Annotated in this window: 18 protein-coding genes; 5 read left to right on the top strand and 13 right to left on the bottom strand. The window is 60.1% G+C overall.

The window, feature by feature from the left end:
• Nucleotides 1-2: 2 nt before the first annotated feature.
• The 11 genes from Q4577_RS19915 to Q4577_RS19865 form a co-directional block, all read right to left on the bottom strand.
• Entirely contained in the window at nucleotides 3-1,097 is a 1,095-nt protein-coding gene (locus Q4577_RS19915; protein WP_303472225.1) for an ABC transporter permease, read from the bottom strand.
• Nucleotides 1,090-2,691, bottom strand: a complete 1,602-nt coding sequence (locus Q4577_RS19910; RefSeq protein ID WP_303472223.1) for an ABC transporter ATP-binding protein — start codon at nucleotides 2,689-2,691, stop codon at nucleotides 1,090-1,092. The genes Q4577_RS19915 and Q4577_RS19910 overlap by 8 nt, the downstream gene beginning before the upstream one ends.
• Nucleotides 2,692-2,700: 9 nt before the next feature.
• The gene (locus tag Q4577_RS19905) at nucleotides 2,701-2,985 is read right to left on the bottom strand and encodes a hypothetical protein (protein WP_303472221.1); all 285 of its coding nucleotides are present in this window, start codon (nucleotides 2,983-2,985) and stop codon (nucleotides 2,701-2,703) included.
• 69 nt (nucleotides 2,986-3,054) lie between these two features.
• Entirely contained in the window at nucleotides 3,055-4,059 is a 1,005-nt protein-coding gene (locus tag Q4577_RS19900) for a BMP family protein (protein ID WP_244684704.1), read from the bottom strand.
• 142 nt (nucleotides 4,060-4,201) lie between these two features.
• Nucleotides 4,202-4,618: a GNAT family N-acetyltransferase gene (locus Q4577_RS19895; protein WP_303472218.1), complete on the bottom strand. Its 417-nt coding sequence runs from the start codon at nucleotides 4,616-4,618 to the stop codon at nucleotides 4,202-4,204.
• Complete coding sequence (gene tsaB, locus Q4577_RS19890) at nucleotides 4,608-5,237, bottom strand: tRNA (adenosine(37)-N6)-threonylcarbamoyltransferase complex dimerization subunit type 1 TsaB (RefSeq protein WP_303472215.1); 630 nt, start codon at nucleotides 5,235-5,237, stop codon at nucleotides 4,608-4,610. Before tsaB ends, Q4577_RS19895 begins: the two co-directional genes overlap by 11 nt.
• Nucleotides 5,227-5,790, bottom strand: a complete 564-nt coding sequence (locus Q4577_RS19885) for a NifU family protein (protein WP_244684710.1) — start codon at nucleotides 5,788-5,790, stop codon at nucleotides 5,227-5,229. Before Q4577_RS19885 ends, tsaB begins: the two co-directional genes overlap by 11 nt.
• Before the next feature lie 92 nt (nucleotides 5,791-5,882).
• On the bottom strand, nucleotides 5,883-6,338 hold the full coding sequence (locus tag Q4577_RS19880; protein ID WP_244684712.1) for a universal stress protein: 456 nt from the start codon (nucleotides 6,336-6,338) through the stop codon (nucleotides 5,883-5,885).
• An 82-nt stretch (nucleotides 6,339-6,420) separates the two neighbouring features.
• Entirely contained in the window at nucleotides 6,421-7,284 is an 864-nt protein-coding gene (locus Q4577_RS19875; RefSeq protein WP_303472212.1) for a branched-chain amino acid aminotransferase, read from the bottom strand.
• Between the two features lie 118 nt (nucleotides 7,285-7,402).
• Entirely contained in the window at nucleotides 7,403-8,104 is a 702-nt protein-coding gene (gene pyrF, locus Q4577_RS19870) for an orotidine-5'-phosphate decarboxylase (RefSeq protein WP_303472210.1), read from the bottom strand.
• Between the two features lie 212 nt (nucleotides 8,105-8,316).
• Nucleotides 8,317-8,625, bottom strand: a complete 309-nt coding sequence (locus Q4577_RS19865; protein WP_303472208.1) for a hypothetical protein — start codon at nucleotides 8,623-8,625, stop codon at nucleotides 8,317-8,319.
• 231 nt (nucleotides 8,626-8,856) lie between these two features.
• On the opposite strand from Q4577_RS19865, the gene clpB reads away from it, so the two are divergent.
• Nucleotides 8,857-11,475 (top strand): ATP-dependent chaperone ClpB, encoded by a 2,619-nt coding sequence (clpB, locus tag Q4577_RS19860; RefSeq protein WP_303472205.1) that lies wholly within the window; start codon nucleotides 8,857-8,859, stop codon nucleotides 11,473-11,475.
• Nucleotides 11,476-11,561: 86 nt separating this feature from the next.
• Here the strand turns inward: clpB and Q4577_RS19855 are convergent, their stop codons facing one another.
• Nucleotides 11,562-12,809, bottom strand: coding sequence for a calcium-binding protein (locus Q4577_RS19855; protein WP_303472203.1), 1,248 nt, complete (start codon nucleotides 12,807-12,809; stop codon nucleotides 11,562-11,564).
• Nucleotides 12,810-13,051: 242 nt separating this feature from the next.
• Here Q4577_RS19855 and Q4577_RS19850 point away from each other — a divergent pair, with 242 nt between their 5' ends.
• The 4 genes from Q4577_RS19850 (at nucleotide 13,052) to Q4577_RS19835 (ending at nucleotide 16,663) form a co-directional block, all read left to right on the top strand.
• On the top strand, nucleotides 13,052-14,530 hold the full coding sequence (locus tag Q4577_RS19850; protein ID WP_244684730.1) for an FMN-binding glutamate synthase family protein: 1,479 nt from the start codon (nucleotides 13,052-13,054) through the stop codon (nucleotides 14,528-14,530).
• A gap of 141 nt (nucleotides 14,531-14,671) precedes the next feature.
• The gene (gene msrP, locus Q4577_RS19845; protein WP_244684732.1) at nucleotides 14,672-15,577 is read left to right on the top strand and encodes a protein-methionine-sulfoxide reductase catalytic subunit MsrP; all 906 of its coding nucleotides are present in this window, start codon (nucleotides 14,672-14,674) and stop codon (nucleotides 15,575-15,577) included.
• Entirely contained in the window at nucleotides 15,577-16,194 is a 618-nt protein-coding gene (gene msrQ / locus Q4577_RS19840; RefSeq protein ID WP_303472199.1) for a protein-methionine-sulfoxide reductase heme-binding subunit MsrQ, read from the top strand. Before msrP ends, msrQ begins: the two co-directional genes overlap by 1 nt.
• A gap of 22 nt (nucleotides 16,195-16,216) precedes the next feature.
• The gene (locus tag Q4577_RS19835) at nucleotides 16,217-16,663 is read left to right on the top strand and encodes a DUF302 domain-containing protein (protein WP_303472197.1); all 447 of its coding nucleotides are present in this window, start codon (nucleotides 16,217-16,219) and stop codon (nucleotides 16,661-16,663) included.
• A gap of 173 nt (nucleotides 16,664-16,836) precedes the next feature.
• On the opposite strand, the gene Q4577_RS19830 is transcribed toward Q4577_RS19835, so the two are convergent.
• The coding region (locus Q4577_RS19830; protein WP_303472195.1) for a hypothetical protein at nucleotides 16,837-17,095 on the bottom strand (259 nt) is incomplete at its 5' end.

Genomic DNA, 17,095 nt, shown 5'->3' with positions numbered 1-17,095 from the left:
GCTCAGCCCTCTTTCCGGCGCAGTGCCAGGAACAGACGTTCCAGCGGCATTCGCACCATATTGTCGAGCGCCCCGGTGAACAGGATCACCAGCGCCTGAATCACCACGATCAATTCGCGTGGAATATTGGTCCAGAGCGCCAATTCAGCCCCGCCCTGATAGAGAAACCCGAACAGGATCGCCGCCAGCAAGACGCCCAACGGATGTGATCGCCCCATAAGTGCCACCGCAATGCCAATGAACCCGGCGCCCTCGGTGGCATTCATCACCAGCCGCTCGGCCTCGCCCTGGGTGGTGTTCAGGGCCATCAACCCGGCCAGAGCGCCGGAAATCAACATGGTCACTACGGTGATCCGCACCGGCGAGATACCGGCATATTTCGCCGCGCTTTCGGAATGGCCAAAGGCGCGAATTTCATAGCCCAGCCGGGTGCGCCACAACAGCAGCCAGACCACGACACAGGCGATCAACGCCAGAAAGAACGTCACATTCGCCGGGGCGCCGCGAAACAGGATGTTGTCTGCGGTGGAAAACATGTCCCGAAAGGTCGGCAAATGGGTGGCGTCGGGGAATTTGGCGGTGGCCGGGTCCATGGCGCGTGGCGGACGAAGCAGATTGACCAACACGTAGTTGAGGAAAGCAGCAGCGATAAAGTTGAACATGATCGTGGTGATCACGATATGGCTGCCGCGTTTCGCCTGAAGATAGGCGGGGATCAACGCCCAAAGCGCACCGAACGCCGCCGCGCCCACAGCAGACCCAAGAACCGCCAGGGTCCAATGCGGCCAGGGAATATAGAGACAGATCAGCGCCACCCCAAGCCCGCCCAGCATCGCCTGACCCTCGCCGCCGATATTGAACAGACGCGCGTGAAAGGCAACGGCGACCGCAAGGCCGGTAAAGATGAAGTTTGTCGCGTAATAAAGCGTGTAACCCCAACCGGACGAACGCATGAGCGCGCCCTCAACCATCAGTTTGAAGGCCGCAACCGGATCTTCGCCGATGCCAATGATGACCAGCGCCGACAGGATCGCGGCAAGGATCAGCGAAATCAGCGGCACCAGAACCGCATCGGCCCATGCTGGCATTCTATCCATGGTGCTTTGCCTCTCGCGCTTCTTTTGCTGCCATTTGTTCTTCGACCGCTTCGATGATTGGTTTGTCGGGCATCTCTGTAATCCCGGCCATCATCAGCCCCAGTTCTTTTTCATCCGTTTCGAAGGCAAGCCGTTCGCCCATCACCTTGCCATCGAACATCACGGCCACCCGGTCCGACAGGGACAGGATTTCGTCCAATTCGACCGAGACAAGCAAGACCGCCTTGCCCTGATCGCGCAGGGCGACAATCTGTTGGTGGATGAATTCAATGGCGCCGATGTCGACGCCGCGGGTCGGCTGGCCCACCAGCAACAGATCGGGATTGCGCTCGACCTCGCGGGCGACAACGATTTTCTGTTGATTGCCACCAGAGAAGTTTTTCGCAGCAAGCATCGGGTTGGGCGGTCGCACGTCGAATTTTTCGATCTTGCGCAACGTGTCGGCCTTGATCGCGGCGTTGTTCATCAGAATGCCGGATTGGAAGGCCGGATCATGATGATAGCCAAAGGCGGCGTTTTCCCAGGCTTGATAATCCATGATCAGCCCCTCGCGCTGGCGATCTTCGGGCACATGGGCAATGCCGCGCGCCCGGCGCGATTGGCCGTCCGATTTGCTGCCGGTCAGATCAATTGGGGTGCCATTCATCCTGATTTCGCCGGTCGCGGTGCGATAGCCGCCCAGAACCTCGAGCAATTCAGACTGGCCGTTGCCCGCCACCCCCGCAATGCCGAGGATTTCGCCGGCATGTACCGTCAGATCAATGCCTTTGACCCGTTCAACACCGGCGCTGTCGACCACGCGCAGATTGCGCACTTCCAGGATCGGCGCGCCGGGCGTTGCGGGGTCCTTGTCCACCTGCAACAGAACCTTGCGACCAACCATCAACTCTGCAAGGTGCTCCGGGTTGGTTTCGGTGGTTTGGACTGTTGCGGTCATCTCCCCCCGGCGCATGACGCTGACGGTGTTGGTGATGTCCATGATTTCCCGCAGCTTGTGGGTGATCAGGATGATCGTCTTGCCCTCTTCGCGCAAGCGATTGAGAATGCGGAACAATTGATCGGCTTCGGCGGGCGTCAGCACGCCGGTCGGTTCGTCCAGAATCAGGATATCGGCCTGACGATACAGTGCTTTGAGGATCTCGACCCGCTGTTGGTGACCCACCGATAGCGTTTCCACCACGGCGTCGGGGTCGATTTTCAACTCATATTCTTCGGCCAGATCGGTCAGGGCCTTGCGCGCTTTGGCCAGTGAGGGGCGCAGCAATTCACCGTCTTCGGCGCCAAGGATGACGTTTTCCAGCACGGTGAAATTCGGCACCAGTTTGAAATGCTGAAACACCATGCCGATGCCCGCGGCAATCGCGGTCTGGCTGTCGGTGATCGTGGTTTTGTTGCCCTGAATAAAGATTTCGCCCGCGTCAGCCTTGTAAAAGCCATACAGGATCGACATCAGCGTCGATTTCCCGGCGCCGTTTTCGCCGATGATGCCGTGGATCGTGCCAGGCATGACCCGGATCGAAATATCCTTGTTGGCCTGAACGGGGCCAAACGCCTTGGATATGCCTTTGAGTTCAATGGCCGGTGCCGATGTCATTTGCGTCCCCTAATTCCGGCGGCGACAGACCGCGCGAGCGATCTGTGCGACTTCTATGTCATGAAACCGGATAAACCCCGTGTTTGCAAAGATGTTTTCCACTGAGATCGGCGCATTCCCGGAATTGAGCGCCACGCATTGCAAACGGCTGTCCCCGTCGGCCAGAAATTCAAACCGTGCATCGCCCGCCCCATCGCGGTGGATCATGACGTCTTCTGCAATGTCGAACGTGATGGTTTCGGATGCGGCTGCTTCGGGCAGACAGCAAGGTACAAAGGCGGTTTTGCGAAACATGGACCCTCGGCAATTTGGAAGGGCCGCGCCGATTTCCCGGCGCGGCCCGTGTCGCGACTTTGCGCAGGTTTAGAAGTTCAGAACCGGGCAGCTGTCGTTTGCATAGTAGCTTACAACATCAATTTCGCCGTCGATGATCTTTTGGCGCGCCTCGTCGGCGGCGGCCTTCATCTCGTCGGACAGCAGCGCTTCGTTGAACTCGTCCACGGCATAGCCGACGCCGTTTTCTTCAAGTCCCAGCACCATGGTGCCGCCGGTTTCCAGCATTTCGCCTTCCATCATCGCGTTATAGACCGCGACATCGACCCGTTTCAGCATCGAGGTCAGAACCTTGCCGGGGTGCAGGTGGTTCTGGTTGCTGTCGACGCCGATCGACAGGATGCCCTCGTCAGCGGCGGTTTGCAGAACGCCAACACCGGTGCCGCCGGCCGCCGCGTAAATCACATCCGCGCCTTGCGAAATCTGGGCTTTTGCCAGCTCAGAGCCTTTGACCGGGTCATTCCATGCGGTCGGCGTGGTGCCGGTCATGTTGGCCACAATGTTGATGTCCGGGTTTGCGGCCTTGGCGCCCTGGGCATAGCCACAGCCAAAGTGACGGATCAACGGCACATCCATGCCCCCGATAAAGCCGACGGTGCCGGATTCAGACGCCATCGCCGCCAGCATCCCGACAAGGTAGGAGCCCTGATGTTCCTGAAACGCGATCATCTGCACATTGTCGGGCACATCCGGCAGGAAGCCGTCAATGTTGACGAATTTGGTGTCGGGATAGTCGCCGGCGACCTCTTCGATGGCCGATGCAATGGCAAAGCCTGTGGTCACAACCGGGTTTGCACCCGCTTCGGCAAAGCGGCGCAGCGCCTGTTCACGTTGCGCTTCGGACTGCAATTCGATTTCCAGATACTTGCCGCCGGTTTCCTGGGCCCAACGTTCAGCACCGTTAAATGCGGCTTCGTTAAAGCTTTTGTCGTACTTGCCGCCAAGATCATAGATCAGCGCGGGATCCGCCAGTGCCGCCCCAGCCATCAGCGCGGTGGCTGCGGTCGTGGCAAGGATTTTGTTCAGAAAAGTCATAAGTTGCTCCCGTTGGAATACGGCGGGGTGGCCCCCGCACGTGGGTCTTGGTCCGGGTCGACCCGGATCATTGCCGATTAAGGCCGGGTTGCAGGCGGACGGTCAACCGATTCTTGTGTATTTCCGTGGCGGAAACGGGAGGTTAGGCCAGACTTTTGCGCAAGATGACTGCATCTGCGGCAGGCTTTTCGGCGCGCGGGTAATAGGCCTTGCGGCGGCCGGACTCGGCAAAACCGGCATTGGCATAAAGCCCGCGTGCGGCGGTATTGTCTTCGGCAACTTCGAGAAACAGGGTGGTGACCCCAGCCGAAAACAGCCTGTCACACATGTCGGCGATCAGACTGCGCGCCACGCCTTTTCGCTGGGCGTGCGGGGCGACGGCAATGGTCAGGATTTCGGCCTCTGGCGGGATGGATTGCACAAACATCAGACCGTCATCGTCCGGGCTGGTCAGCCAGATCACGCCGCGCGCTTCGGTCAGCTGGGCAAATTCTGCCGCGCTCCATGGACGGTTGGGAAAACAGGCTGCATGCAGCGCGGCCATGGACTCAGGTGTCATCAAGCATCACCGGGGGCCTGTCACGCGATGGCGCGGCATCGGCGGCACGGATATAAAGCGGGGCCGGGGCGGTTACGTCGCCGTTGCAACGCACCGCGGCGATGCGGGCGGTGGCCTCGGCAATATCACAGGTTTGCCGGCGCATTTCGCCGCCTGCCAAGAGATCCGCGCCGGGGCCGGTGATCGGCGATGTCGGTACGAAGTCCGCGATCTCGATCAGACGGGGCGCGCCGGATGGAAATTCCTGGACATAGACCCGGTCGCGGCGGGCGTCGATCATTGCGGTCACCGGCCTGTCATGGCCATAGGCCGCGGCCGCCAGCGCGCTGACGCCAACAGCGGGAATGTTCAGCGACAATGCCAGCCCGCGCGCCGCCGAGACGGAAATGCGGATGCCGGTGAAATTGCCGGGACCGATGCCGACCCCAAGCGCAGAGAGATCCTGCCAGCCTGCGCCGCCTTCGGCGAGCACCTCTTCCAGCAAGGGGAACAATCGTTCGGCCTGACCGCGTGCCATCATGTCCGTGCGGTGGGCGATCAGCCGGTCACCAGACAGCAAAGCGGCCGCGCAATGCGCGGCCGATGTATCAAATCCCAGAACGAGGTCATCAGACGGCAACGGGCCGCACCTCTGTCACCTCGGGGATATAGTGGCGCAACAGGTTTTCGATGCCCATTTTCAATGTGAGCGTCGACGACGGACACCCGGCACAGGCCCCTTGCATATGCAGGTAAACAACGCCGCGTTCAAACCCGTGGAACGTGATGTCGCCCCCATCCTGGGCCACGGCAGGGCGCACGCGGCTGTCGAGCAACTCTTTGATCTGGTTGACGATTTCACCATCTTCACCAGAATGTTCCGCATGGCCCGAAGACCCGCCGACATCCCCCGCCATCACCGGTGCGCCGGATTGGAAATGCTCCATGATTGCGCCCAGAATGGCGGGTTTCAGGTGGTCCCATTCCATGGTGTCGGCTTTGGTTACGGTCACAAAGTCATGGCCGAAAAATACACCTTCGACCCCCGGCACGGCAAACAGCCGCTCCGCCAGCGGCGAGGCCGCCGCGCCGTCGGCGCTGGGGAAATCTGCGGTGCCCATTTCCAGCACGGTTTGACCCGGCAGGAATTTCAGGGTCGCGGGATTGGGGGTGGATTCGGTCTGGATGAACATGGGACATATTCCTTATCGCTGACCTCAGATATGTCGATCCGGGCCCGCGATGTCAATGTTTGGAATGATTCTAAAACAGCTGCGGTCGCCGGTCAGGTGATGGCCTCCAGCCGGTCCTTGGACAGATCGCCGGGCACAATGGTAATGGGCACCGGCAAAGAGCCGGCATTGCGGGTCAATTGGGTCACCAGCGGGCCGGGGCCCTTTTTGTCGGTGCCAGCCCCAAGAACCAGAACACCGATTTCGGAATCATCCTGAACCTGGGCGATGATTTCGGTCACGGGCTCACCCTCGCGGATGACCAGTTCCGGGTCGACATTCTGACGGTCCCGCATCCATTTGGCAAAAACCTCGAAATGGGCGTGAATCCGTTCCCGCGCCTCTTCGCGCATGATGTCACCGACCCCGATCCAATGGTTGAACTCGTCCGGTGGAATCACCGAAAGGATTTCCACGCCACCGCCGGTGTGGCTGGCCCGCATTGCTGCAAAGCGCATGGCGTTAAGGCATTCGCGGCTGTCGTCAAGTACGACTAGAAACTTGCGCATTGTGATACTCCTTCGCGGGCGGATCATGCCTCTATTCCGGCCGGCGGACAATTGAATTATGTGGCAAAAGCCCCGAGGTCGATTATCGCTGGCTTGCGGCCCAGTCCCAATAGAGCGACCGCACCCGTTGGGTCAGCGGACCAATTTGATATTGCGTGTCATCAAAAGCGGTGACTGGCGTGACCTTCATCATGTTGCCGGACAGGAATACCTCGTCCGCGGTATGGAAATCGGCAAAGCTGAGCACGGTTTCAATCACCTCGACCCCATCGGCGCGCAGGTTTTCGATATGGCGGGCACGGGTGATCCCGGCCAGAAACGTGCCGTTGGCGATCGGGGTCAGGACCACATTGTCACGCACCATAAAGACATTGGCGCTGGCGGTTTCCGCGACATTGCCCAATGCGTCCGCCACCAGTGCATTGCCAAATCCCTTGCGGCGGGCTTCGGCCAGCATGCGGGCATTGTTGGGATAAAGGCAGCCGGCCTTGGCGTTGACCACCGCAGTGGCAAGCACCGGTCGGTGAAAGGAGGTGGTGGTCAATGTGGTGGCGGCGGTGTCCGGCGCCATTGGAATCGCCTCCAGCGAAATGGCAAATCCGGTGGCGCCGGCCTTGGGCACAATGCCGAGGAAGTCGCCCTCGAGCGCCCAGTACATGGGGCGAATATAGACAGCGGTGCCCGGCGCATAGCTGGCCAGACCCTCGCGGATGATCGCCACCATATCGTCGGGGCTGACCGTGGGGGTGATCATCAGGGCCTCGGCCGAGCGATTGACGCGGGCGCAATGGCGATCAAGGTCCGGGGTCAAACCGTTGACCATCCGTGCGCCATCAAACACCGTGGTGCCCAGCCAGGAGCCGTGATCCGCCGCTTTCATCACGGCGAGATCGCCATCGTGCCATTGGCCCTGAAAATAAGTGCGAATATCGGTGCCGGTTGCCATGGATGATCCTCCTGCATTCAAACGATTGGGGGCAAAAGATTGAGGGTAAAGGTTTGGGGCCAGGTGGTCAGCAACCCTGTAACACAGTCACCCAGTAACAGAGACTCAGTACCAAAGATTAGCGGTTCAATTCCGAGACGATTGCCTGCGCGGCCTCGCGCGGGGCGGAGGCTTGCCAGACCGGGCGACCGACAACGATATGGTCTGCGCCGTTGGTAATGGCATTCTTTGGGGTCACGATGCGTTTCTGGTCGTCGTCTGCCGCGCCGGTTGGACGAATGCCGGGGGTCACGATCAGGCGGCCTGCGGCCTCGGGCAGGGCGCGGATCATCGCGGCCTCGCGGGCAGAAGCGATCACGCCGTCGGCCCCGGCCTCAAACGCGCGGGCGGCGCGGGTGGTGACAATCTCGGCAATGTTGCCCGGCGCGATCAGGGCCGCATCAAGGTCCGTACGGTCCAGCGATGTCAGCACGGTTACCGCCAGGATTTTCATGTCCTTGCCGGCGGCGCCTTCCTTGGCGGCGCGTACGACCTGGGGGTCGCCATGAACGGTGAGGAAATCGAGGTCGAATTGCGCCAACCCGCGCACTGCCGCTTCGACCGTGGCGCCGATATCGAACAATTTCATGTCCAGAAAGATGCGTTTGCCCTGTTCTGACTTCAGCTCATTGGCCAGCGCAAGCCCGCCGCCCGTCAACATACCAAGGCCGATTTTGTAGAAGCTGACGGCATCGCCCAGCTGTTCGGTCAGGGCCAGACCCGCCACGGCATTGGGCACATCGAGGGCAACAATCAGGCGGTCATCGGACAGAGGGGGCATGGGCGCGGTTCCTTGGCTGGGTTCGATCCGCCCGTGTTTTGCGCGCTGGTGTCGGTAAGGCAAGGGGTTTCGGGCCGGAAAAGCCAGTGCGTCGATGTTTGTGTCGTCACGCCGGGGCGTGCCGACAGGCTGGGGGCCAGCCCCCAGACCCCCGGGATATTTGGCCAGGAGAAAGACCGGATTGCGCCCGCAGCAGCATCTGCGCAGTGTGGTTAGCGGTGCAGGATTTGTGCCAAATAGTTCGGCCGCGCGTTCAGGATATGGGTTGCGATGTCGAGGTTTTGCCCGGGTGCAGGTCGGGTTGTGCGGCTGCAGGTCAGGGTGCAGGTGTCCGGGGCGTGTTGCGCCCGGGCGCGCGCCGAGAGCGCGGATTTGATCACATCGGGGTCGGTGTCGATTGGTGCCGGGTAGTCGATGCTGTAGGTGAAGCTGTTGGTGGCGTCCATCAGGGTCACCTGGGCTTCGAAAGAACCGGTTTCCGCGTTGTGGCGGACATCGGTGATGCGGGTTTTCAGCTGCATGTCTGTCTCCGTTCCTAGAGCATTAAGGTGCACGGCCCTTGTGGATAAGATGGGGCCATAATTCGGCAGAGGAAGGGGATGTCCGATTTTGCGGCGTCACGTTTCAGTCATGCCGCCGTTACCTTGAAATCCTGATCGGGCTTGCCCACCTATGGTTCAGAGGCCCAAAAGGGGGTGTGCCGCACAGTCGGGCATCGTCGAAATCGGGCGCTTAACATGAAGGAGAGAGCCATGGACTTAGCGAAGTTCACGGAGCGGTCGCGCGGGTTTATTCAGGCGGCGCAGACCATTGCCATGCGGGAAAACCACCAACGGTTGGCCCCGGAACATATTTTGCGCGCATTGCTGGATGACGAAGAAGGTCTGTCCGCCAATCTGATCAAACGGTCGGGTGGCGCACCGGAGCGTGTGGTGCAGGCCAATGATCTGGCGTTGGGAAAGATTCCCAAGGTGTCGGGGGATGCCGGACAGATCTATATGGACAATCTGACGGCCAAGGTGCTGGACGAGGCCGAGAAGGTCGCCAAGAAGGCGGGGGATTCATTTGTCCCGGTCGAGCGGATTCTGATGGCGCTGGCCCTGGTCAAATCCGAAGCCAAAAAGGCGCTGGAGGCTGGTGCGGTGAGCGCGCAGAGCCTGAACGAGGCGATCAATGACATCCGCAAGGGGCGCACGGCCGATACCGCCAGCGCCGAGGATGGCTATGAGGCGTTGAAGAAATACAGTCTTGATCTGACAGAACGTGCCCGCGAAGGCCGGATTGACCCGATCATTGGTCGCGACGAGGAAATTCGCCGTGCGATGCAGGTGCTGAGCCGCCGGACCAAGAACAACCCGGTGCTGATCGGTGAGCCGGGCGTAGGGAAGACGGCAATTGCCGAGGGGCTGGCGCTGCGGATCGTCAATGGCGATGTGCCGGAAAGCCTGCGCAACAAGAAGCTGTTGTCGTTGGACATGGGCGCGCTGATTGCCGGGGCAAAGTACCGCGGTGAATTTGAAGAACGTCTGAAAGCGGTGTTGTCGGAGGTTACGGCCGCGGCGGGCGAGATCGTGTTGTTCATCGACGAGATGCACACACTGGTCGGTGCGGGCAAGGCGGATGGGGCGATGGATGCCTCGAACCTCTTGAAGCCGGCGCTGGCGCGGGGTGAATTGCATTGTGTCGGGGCGACCACGCTGGATGAATATCGCAAGCATGTGGAAAAAGATGCTGCGCTGGCGCGGCGGTTCCAGCCGTTGATGGTGGCAGAGCCCACAGAGGAAGACACGATTTCCATCCTGCGCGGCATCAAGGAGAAGTATGAGCTGCACCATGGGGTGCGGATTTCCGACAGTGCCCTTGTGGCGGCGGCGCAGCTGTCGCACCGGTATATCACTGACCGGTTTTTGCCGGACAAGGCCATCGACCTGATGGACGAAGCCGCGTCGCGGTTGCGGATGGCGGTGGATTCCAAACCGGAAGAGCTGGACGCTTTGGACCGCGATATTCTGCAAAAGCAGATCGAGGCCGAGGCGCTGCGCAAGGAAGATGATCAGGCGTCCAAGGACCGGCTGGACAAGCTGGAACGGGAATTGGGGGATCTGCAGGATCAATCGGCGCAGCTGACCGCGAAATGGCAGGCCGAGCGCGACAAGCTGAGCGCGGCACGTGATATCAAGGAAAAGCTGGACCGGGCGCGGGCCGAATTGGACATTGCGAAACGCAACGGTGATTTGGCCAAGGCGGGTGAGCTGTCGTATGGTGTGATCCCGCAATTGGAAAAGCAGCTGTCGCAGGCCGAGGAGCAAGAGCAGGACGGCGTCATGGTCGAAGAGGCTGTGCGTCCTGAACAGATTGCGCAGGTCGTCGAGCGCTGGACCGGCATCCCGACCTCGCGGATGCTGGAAGGGGAACGCGAAAAGCTGCTGCGGATGGAACAGGAGCTGCATCGCCGGGTGATCGGTCAGGATCAGGCGGTCAAGGCCGTGTCGAATGCCGTGCGCCGGGCGCGTGCGGGCCTGAACGACGAAGGGCGGCCGCTGGGATCGTTCCTGTTCCTTGGGCCGACCGGCGTGGGGAAAACCGAGCTGACCAAGGCGGTGGCGAATTTCCTGTTTGACGATGACAACGCGATGGTGCGCATCGACATGTCTGAGTTCATGGAAAAACACGCGGTATCCCGTCTGATCGGTGCGCCTCCGGGCTATGTCGGCTATGACGAGGGCGGGGTGCTGACCGAAGCGGTGCGACGGCGACCTTATCAGGTTGTCTTGTTCGACGAGGTCGAAAAGGCACACCCGGACGTGTTCAACGTGCTGTTGCAGGTGCTCGATGATGGTGTGCTGACCGATGGTCAGGGCCGGACCGTGGATTTCAAGCAGACCTTGATTGTGTTGACCTCGAACCTTGGGTCGCAGGCGTTGTCACAACTGCCCGAAGGTGCCGACAGTGCCCAAGCGCGGCGCGACGTGATGGATGCGGTGCGGGTGCATTTCCGGCCAGAATTCCTCAACCGGTTGGATGAAACCATCATATTTGACCGGCTCAAGCGCGAGGATATGGCGGGGATCGTTGATATTCAGCTGGCCCGGCTGGTCAAACGTCTGGCGGCCCGCAAGATCGAGCTGGATCTGGACGAGGCGGCGACCAAATGGCTGGCTGATGAAGGTTATGATCCGGTGTTTGGCGCACGTCCGTTGAAACGGGTGATCCAGCGCGCTTTGCAGGATCCGCTGGCGGAAATGCTGCTGGCTGGGGATGTGGCCGATGGGGATCTGTTGCCGGTCAGTGCCGGGGCAGAGGGGTTGATCATCGGTGACCGCGTGGCGGCGACCAATCGGCCCAGACCGGATGATGCGGTCGTTCATTGACCTGTGCGGTTGAAAGACTGCCCATGTGCTGAGCCATATAGGGACGCGCCGGATCGCTCCGGCGCGTTTTTTCTGGCCGTGTTGGCCTAAATCAGGATGGCTTCGGTGTCGAAATTCGACATCGACGTGCCAAGCAGCAGGATGCTGCTGCCGTCCAGTGTTTCGATTTTCAAACCGGTGTCGGTGTCGGCGAACAGCAGATCGCTGGTGTCGTTCAAGCCAAGTGCGGTCAAATCCAGCCTATCTGCGCCCGTGCCAAAGCCCTGGATGGTGTCATTGCCGGACATTGTATCAAATACAAAAAGATCGTTGCCATATCCGCCCTGCAGGTAGTCATCGCCGGCCCCACCGTTCAGCGTGTCATTGTCAGCGCCACCGCTAAGCGTGTCGTTGCCGTCGCCACCCGTCAGGGCGTCGCGACCAGCGCCGCCCCAGAGCCGGTCTTCGCCTGCGCCGCCGTGCAGGATGTCTCGGCCATTGCCGCCATAAAGGATGTCCATACCTGCATCGCCGTTCAAGGTGTCATTGCCTTCACCGCCGAAAAGCGTGTCCTGGTCATCGCCGCCATGGATCAGGTCGTTGTGGTTTCCGCCCACCAACCGGTCATTGCCTTCGCCCCCGAACAATGTGTCGGTGCCGTCCCCGGCAATCACATTGTCATCGCCCTGGCCGCCATCCAGCAGGTCATTGCCGTTGCCACCGCGCAGGTCATCCTGGCCAGCGTCACCCGACAATCTGTCGTTGCCGTTGCCGCCGCGCAGGGTATCGTCGCCGATGCCACCCTCGGCGACGTCATTGCCGCTGCTGCCATAGATACTGTCCTGACCGTTTCCGCCCAGCATGGTATCATTGCCATTGCCGCCAAACAGCGTGTCGTCACCGTCGCCGCCGTCCATCACGTCATTGCCATTGGCGCCCACCAATTTGTCGATGCCGCTGCCGCCGTTCAGCGTATCCTTGCCATCGCCGCCATTGAGAGAGTCATCGCCGGTGCCGCCGTTCATCAGGTCGTCACCGGTGCCACCGCGCAATGTGTCATTGCCCGACCCGCCATGCAGGACATCATCCTTGCCACCCGCTTCGAGCCGGTCATCGCCGTCGCCGCCCCAAAGGGTGTCCAGGCCCCAATTGCCGCGCAGATAGTCGTGGCCGAGCCCGCCAAAAATCAGGTCATCGCCACTGCCCCCGCGCAGGGTATCGTCGCCGTCCATGCCGTAAATAAAATCGTCATCGGATGTCCCGTTCAGAAGATCCGCCAGCGAGCTGCCGACGACCTTGAGGTCGGGGTCGATGTAAAGACTGGTGCCTTGGGCCATGTTTGAATTTTCTGGCAACGCTCTATCTCCTGTCGCTGCATGTTATGACGAAACAATCATGGTTCTTGGCGTGGATTGTGGTCAGATTATGACCGACCCCGGGCGGTCGCGGTGTGGGAATGCGATTTTCGCCAAGCTGCGCGCAAACCGACACATAAGTGGGGTATTTGCCGCCGCGAGAGGTGCAATTGTCCGTTGCCGCGACGGGGCGAACGCGCGATGGTTCGCACGGACAAAAGCGCCGCACAAAGGAGACGTTGATGGGCCTCGCATTCCAAATCGTAAATTTCGTGGCGGTGTTGTTTGCCGGGCTGTTCGGTCTGTTGCTTCTGACAGCGGTGGTCATGTTCTTTATTGACCGGACCCAGCGCGCCGATGCGATCCGGCGCAATTATCCGGTGATTGGCCGGTTTCGGTATCTGTTTTCCGGGCTGGGGGAATTCTTTCGCCAATACTTCTTTGCCATGGACCGCGAGGAACTGCCGTTCAACCGTGCACAGCGCGATTGGGTGGATCACGCGGCCAAGGGCGTGGATAATATGGTGGCGTTCGGTTCGACCCGGAACACCGATGTGCCGGGAACGCCGATTTTCGTGAACTCGGCCTTTCCGCCGCTGGATGACCAATTTGCCAAGACCGCGCCGATGGTCATTGGCGAAGGTGTGCCGCGCCCGTTTACCGCGCCGTCGATCTTCAACATCTCTGGCATGTCATATGGTGCGATTTCCAAACCGGCGGTGCGTGCGCTCAGCCGCGGGGCAAAGGCCGCCGGCATCTGGCTGAACACCGGCGAGGGCGGGCTCAGCCCGTTCCACCTGGAAGGGGGCTGTGATGTGGTGTTTCAGATCGGCACGGCGAATTTCGGCGTGCGCGGCCCCGATGGGCGGTTGAGCGACGACAAGCTGCGCGAAATGGCGGCACATGAAACCGTGCGCATGTTCGAGATCAAGATGAGCCAAGGTGCCAAACCCGGCAAAGGTGGTATCCTGCCGGGGGCCAAGGTCACGCCCGAGATTGCCGCCATTCGCGGGCTGGAGGTCGGGCAGGACGGGATTTCGCCGAACCGCCACACCGGGGTTGATGATTGGGGTGACATGTTGAACCTGATCGACCGGGTGCGCCGGGTGACGGGGAAACCTGTTGGCTTGAAGATGGTGGTCGGCTCGGAAGAGGGGATTGCCGGCCTGTTTGAGGAAATCGGGCGGCGCGGGTCGGACAGTGCGCCGGACTTTCTGACCATTGATGGCGGCGAGGGCGGCACCGGCGCCGCGCCGATGCCGCTGATGGATCTGGTGGGGATGTCGGTGCGTGAAAGCCTGCCGCTGGTGGCCGATATGCGCAATGCGGCGGGGCTGAAGGATCGCATCCGCCTGATTGCCGGGGCCAAGATGGTCAATCCCGGCGATGTGGCCTGGGCGCTTGCGGCGGGGGCCGATTTCGTGGTCTCGGCGCGCGGCTTCATGTTTGCGCTTGGCTGTATTCAGGCGCTGAAGTGTAACAAGAACACCTGCCCCACCGGCATCACCACCCATGATCCGCGGTTTCAAAAGGGGTTGGTGGTCGAAGACAAAGAGGTGCGCGTGGCGCGCTATGCCAGCCAGATCATCAAAGAGGTCGAAATCATTGCCCATTCCGTCGGCGTGGCCGAACCGCGGCTGATCCGGCGTCTGCATGTGCGGATGATGCAGGACAATGGCCGATCGGTATCCATGCGTGATGTGGTCGGGCCCAGTAAGTAAGCACCGCGAAACGTTACAGTCATACCACGGGAATTTGAGAAGACTTTGTTTTGTTGATCCCGGCCAAGTGTCTACATTCCCCTGCAACCGGGATGCCCGCGACCGCATCCCGTCACTGTTCAAGGACCAAGGGGATTACATATGGCCTTTCGCTGGAAGAATACTTTAACCGACAATGACGTCACACCGGAATCCGTCTATCTGAACCGCCGTCAGCTTATGGGCGGCGCAGCCGGGCTTGGGCTGGCGTCGATTGCGGGTCCGGCGCTGGCAATGGGGGAAGAGCTTGAACCCAACAGCTATGAAGACATCACCAGCTATAACAATTTCTATGAATTCGGCACCGGCAAAGATGATCCGGCGCGCAATGCCCATGCGCTGACCACCACGCCCTGGACGGTCAAGATCGACGGTATGGTCGACAAGCCGGGCGACTATGCCTTTGAGGACATCATGAAGGCGATGACCGTCGAAGAGCGCCTGTATCGGTTCCGCTGTGTCGAGGCCTGGTCGATGGTGGTGCCGTGGAACGGATTTGAGCTCGCCGACCTGCTGAATATGGCCGGTGTGCAATCGAGCGCGAAATATGTCGCCTTTGAAACCCTGTTTCGCCCGGACGAGATGTTCGGCCAGAGTTCCCGCGTGCTTGAATGGCCCTATGTCGAGGGTTTGCGCCTGGACGAGGCCATGCACCCGCTGACGATCATGGCGACCGGTATCTATGGCAAGGACATTCCAAACCAGAACGGCGCGCCGCTGCGTTTGGTGGTGCCGTGGAAATACGGCTTCAAATCCATCAAATCCGTGGTGCGCATCACACTGACCGACGAAGAGCCGCCCACCAGCTGGAACAAGGCCAATGCGCGTGAATACGGATTCTACTCCAATGTGAACCCAGAGGTCGATCACCCCCGTTGGTCGCAGGCCAGTGAGCGGCGTATTGGTGGCGGTCTGTTTGCCAAGCGTGAGCCGACGCCGATGTTCAATGGCTATCAGGAAGAGGTGGCGAGCCTCTATGATGGTATGGATCTGCGGAAACTGTTCTGATGATCGATCAATTGAATGCTGGTCTGCGCCGGGTTCCGGCGTGGCTGCTCTATATTGTGCTGCCGCTTCCGGCGCTCTGGTTCCTGTATCTTGGGGCAACCGGGGGGCTGGGCGCAGAACCGATCAAGGCCCTGGAACATGAGTTGGGCGAATTTGCCCTGCAATTGCTGATTGTCGGTTTGGCGGTGACGCCGTTGCGGCGGTTCGTCGGGGTGAACCTGATCAAATTTCGTCGGGCGATCGGGATTATGGCGTTCTTTTATGTCTTCCTGCATTTGCTGACCTGGTTGGTGCTGGATGTGCAGATCCTGTCCCAGATCTGGGCTGACATCGTGAAGCGCCCCTATATCACCGTGGGGATGGCCGGCTTTGTTGTGCTCTTGCCGCTGGCACTCTCGTCCAACAATTATTCGGTCCGCAAATTGGGGCCGCGATGGCGCAAGCTGCATAAGCTGACATATCTCGCCGTGCTGTTGGGGGGGCTGCACTATGTGATGCTGGTCAAGGGATTTCAGTTGGAGCCGCTGCTCTACATGGCGGTCATACTTGGGCTGCTTGTTCTCAGAACCAACGTCAAAAAACTGCGCCGCCAGTTCACACCCCAAAGCGCGGCCTGATCCAACACAGGGAAAGACAACGATGCGTACCGTGATATTTGCTCTTCCGCTTTTGCTGGCGACCGGCGGTGCTGCGGAAACCGTAAAAGTGGCGACCGATAAAACCGTCGTCGAAGCCGCCGACGCTTTGGTGGCTGCGATCGAAGGCGCGGGTGCCACTGTGTTTGCCCGGGTCGATCATGGGGCCGGGGCCAAGAGTGTGGGCGAGGATATTGGCGCCTCCCAGCTTGTGATCTTTGGCAACCCAAAGGTCGGCACCCCGGCAATGATCGAGTCGCGTGAGACGGGGTTGGCCCTGCCGCTCAAGGTTCTGGTCTATGAAGACACACAGGGTGGGGTCTGGTTTGCCTATGAAGATCCGGCAGAGCGGCTGGCCGATCTGGCGGATGGTGCACTTCCACCAGAGGTCACCGCGCCCATGGCCGGAGCTTTGGGCAATTTGACGGCCAAAGCGGCTCAGTCGGACTGATTCACGCATCCGACTCGTTTTTCTGGCGTATTTTTGTTGTTGGATTTTGCTTTGAGTCGGGTTTGTGAGGTTGTTCTTGTGGGTAAGTCTGTGGGCGACTCTAGATGTGGGGTTTTGGGGGTGTGATGTATATACTGGGTTGTTGTGTTGGATGAGGGTGGATGTGGGTTTGGTCAAAAAATGATCTGTCTAACCTTTTGATTTCGTTTATTTTTCGCAAAAACTTTGCAAAACTTTGGAATTTTGTGATTTTGTGCTTGCGGGTTTTGCTGGGTAACACTAGAACCCCCTTCACCGGCGGCGCTGAGGCGCACAACGGGACGCCAGACGGGGCGGCGGCGACGAGGAAACGAGACGCTGACGCAGACGAGACGGAGAAATTTTTGAGGTATTGACGGGCGGGCGCGCCAATAAGTTAGGGCGCATCCGGTT

It is taken from the genome of Marinovum sp. 2_MG-2023 (genome assembly GCF_030548265.1).
GTDB lineage: Bacteria > Pseudomonadota > Alphaproteobacteria > Rhodobacterales > Rhodobacteraceae > Marinovum.
The sequence above is the reverse complement of the archived record's forward strand: the minus strand, read 5'-3'. Positions and strand labels throughout refer to the sequence as shown.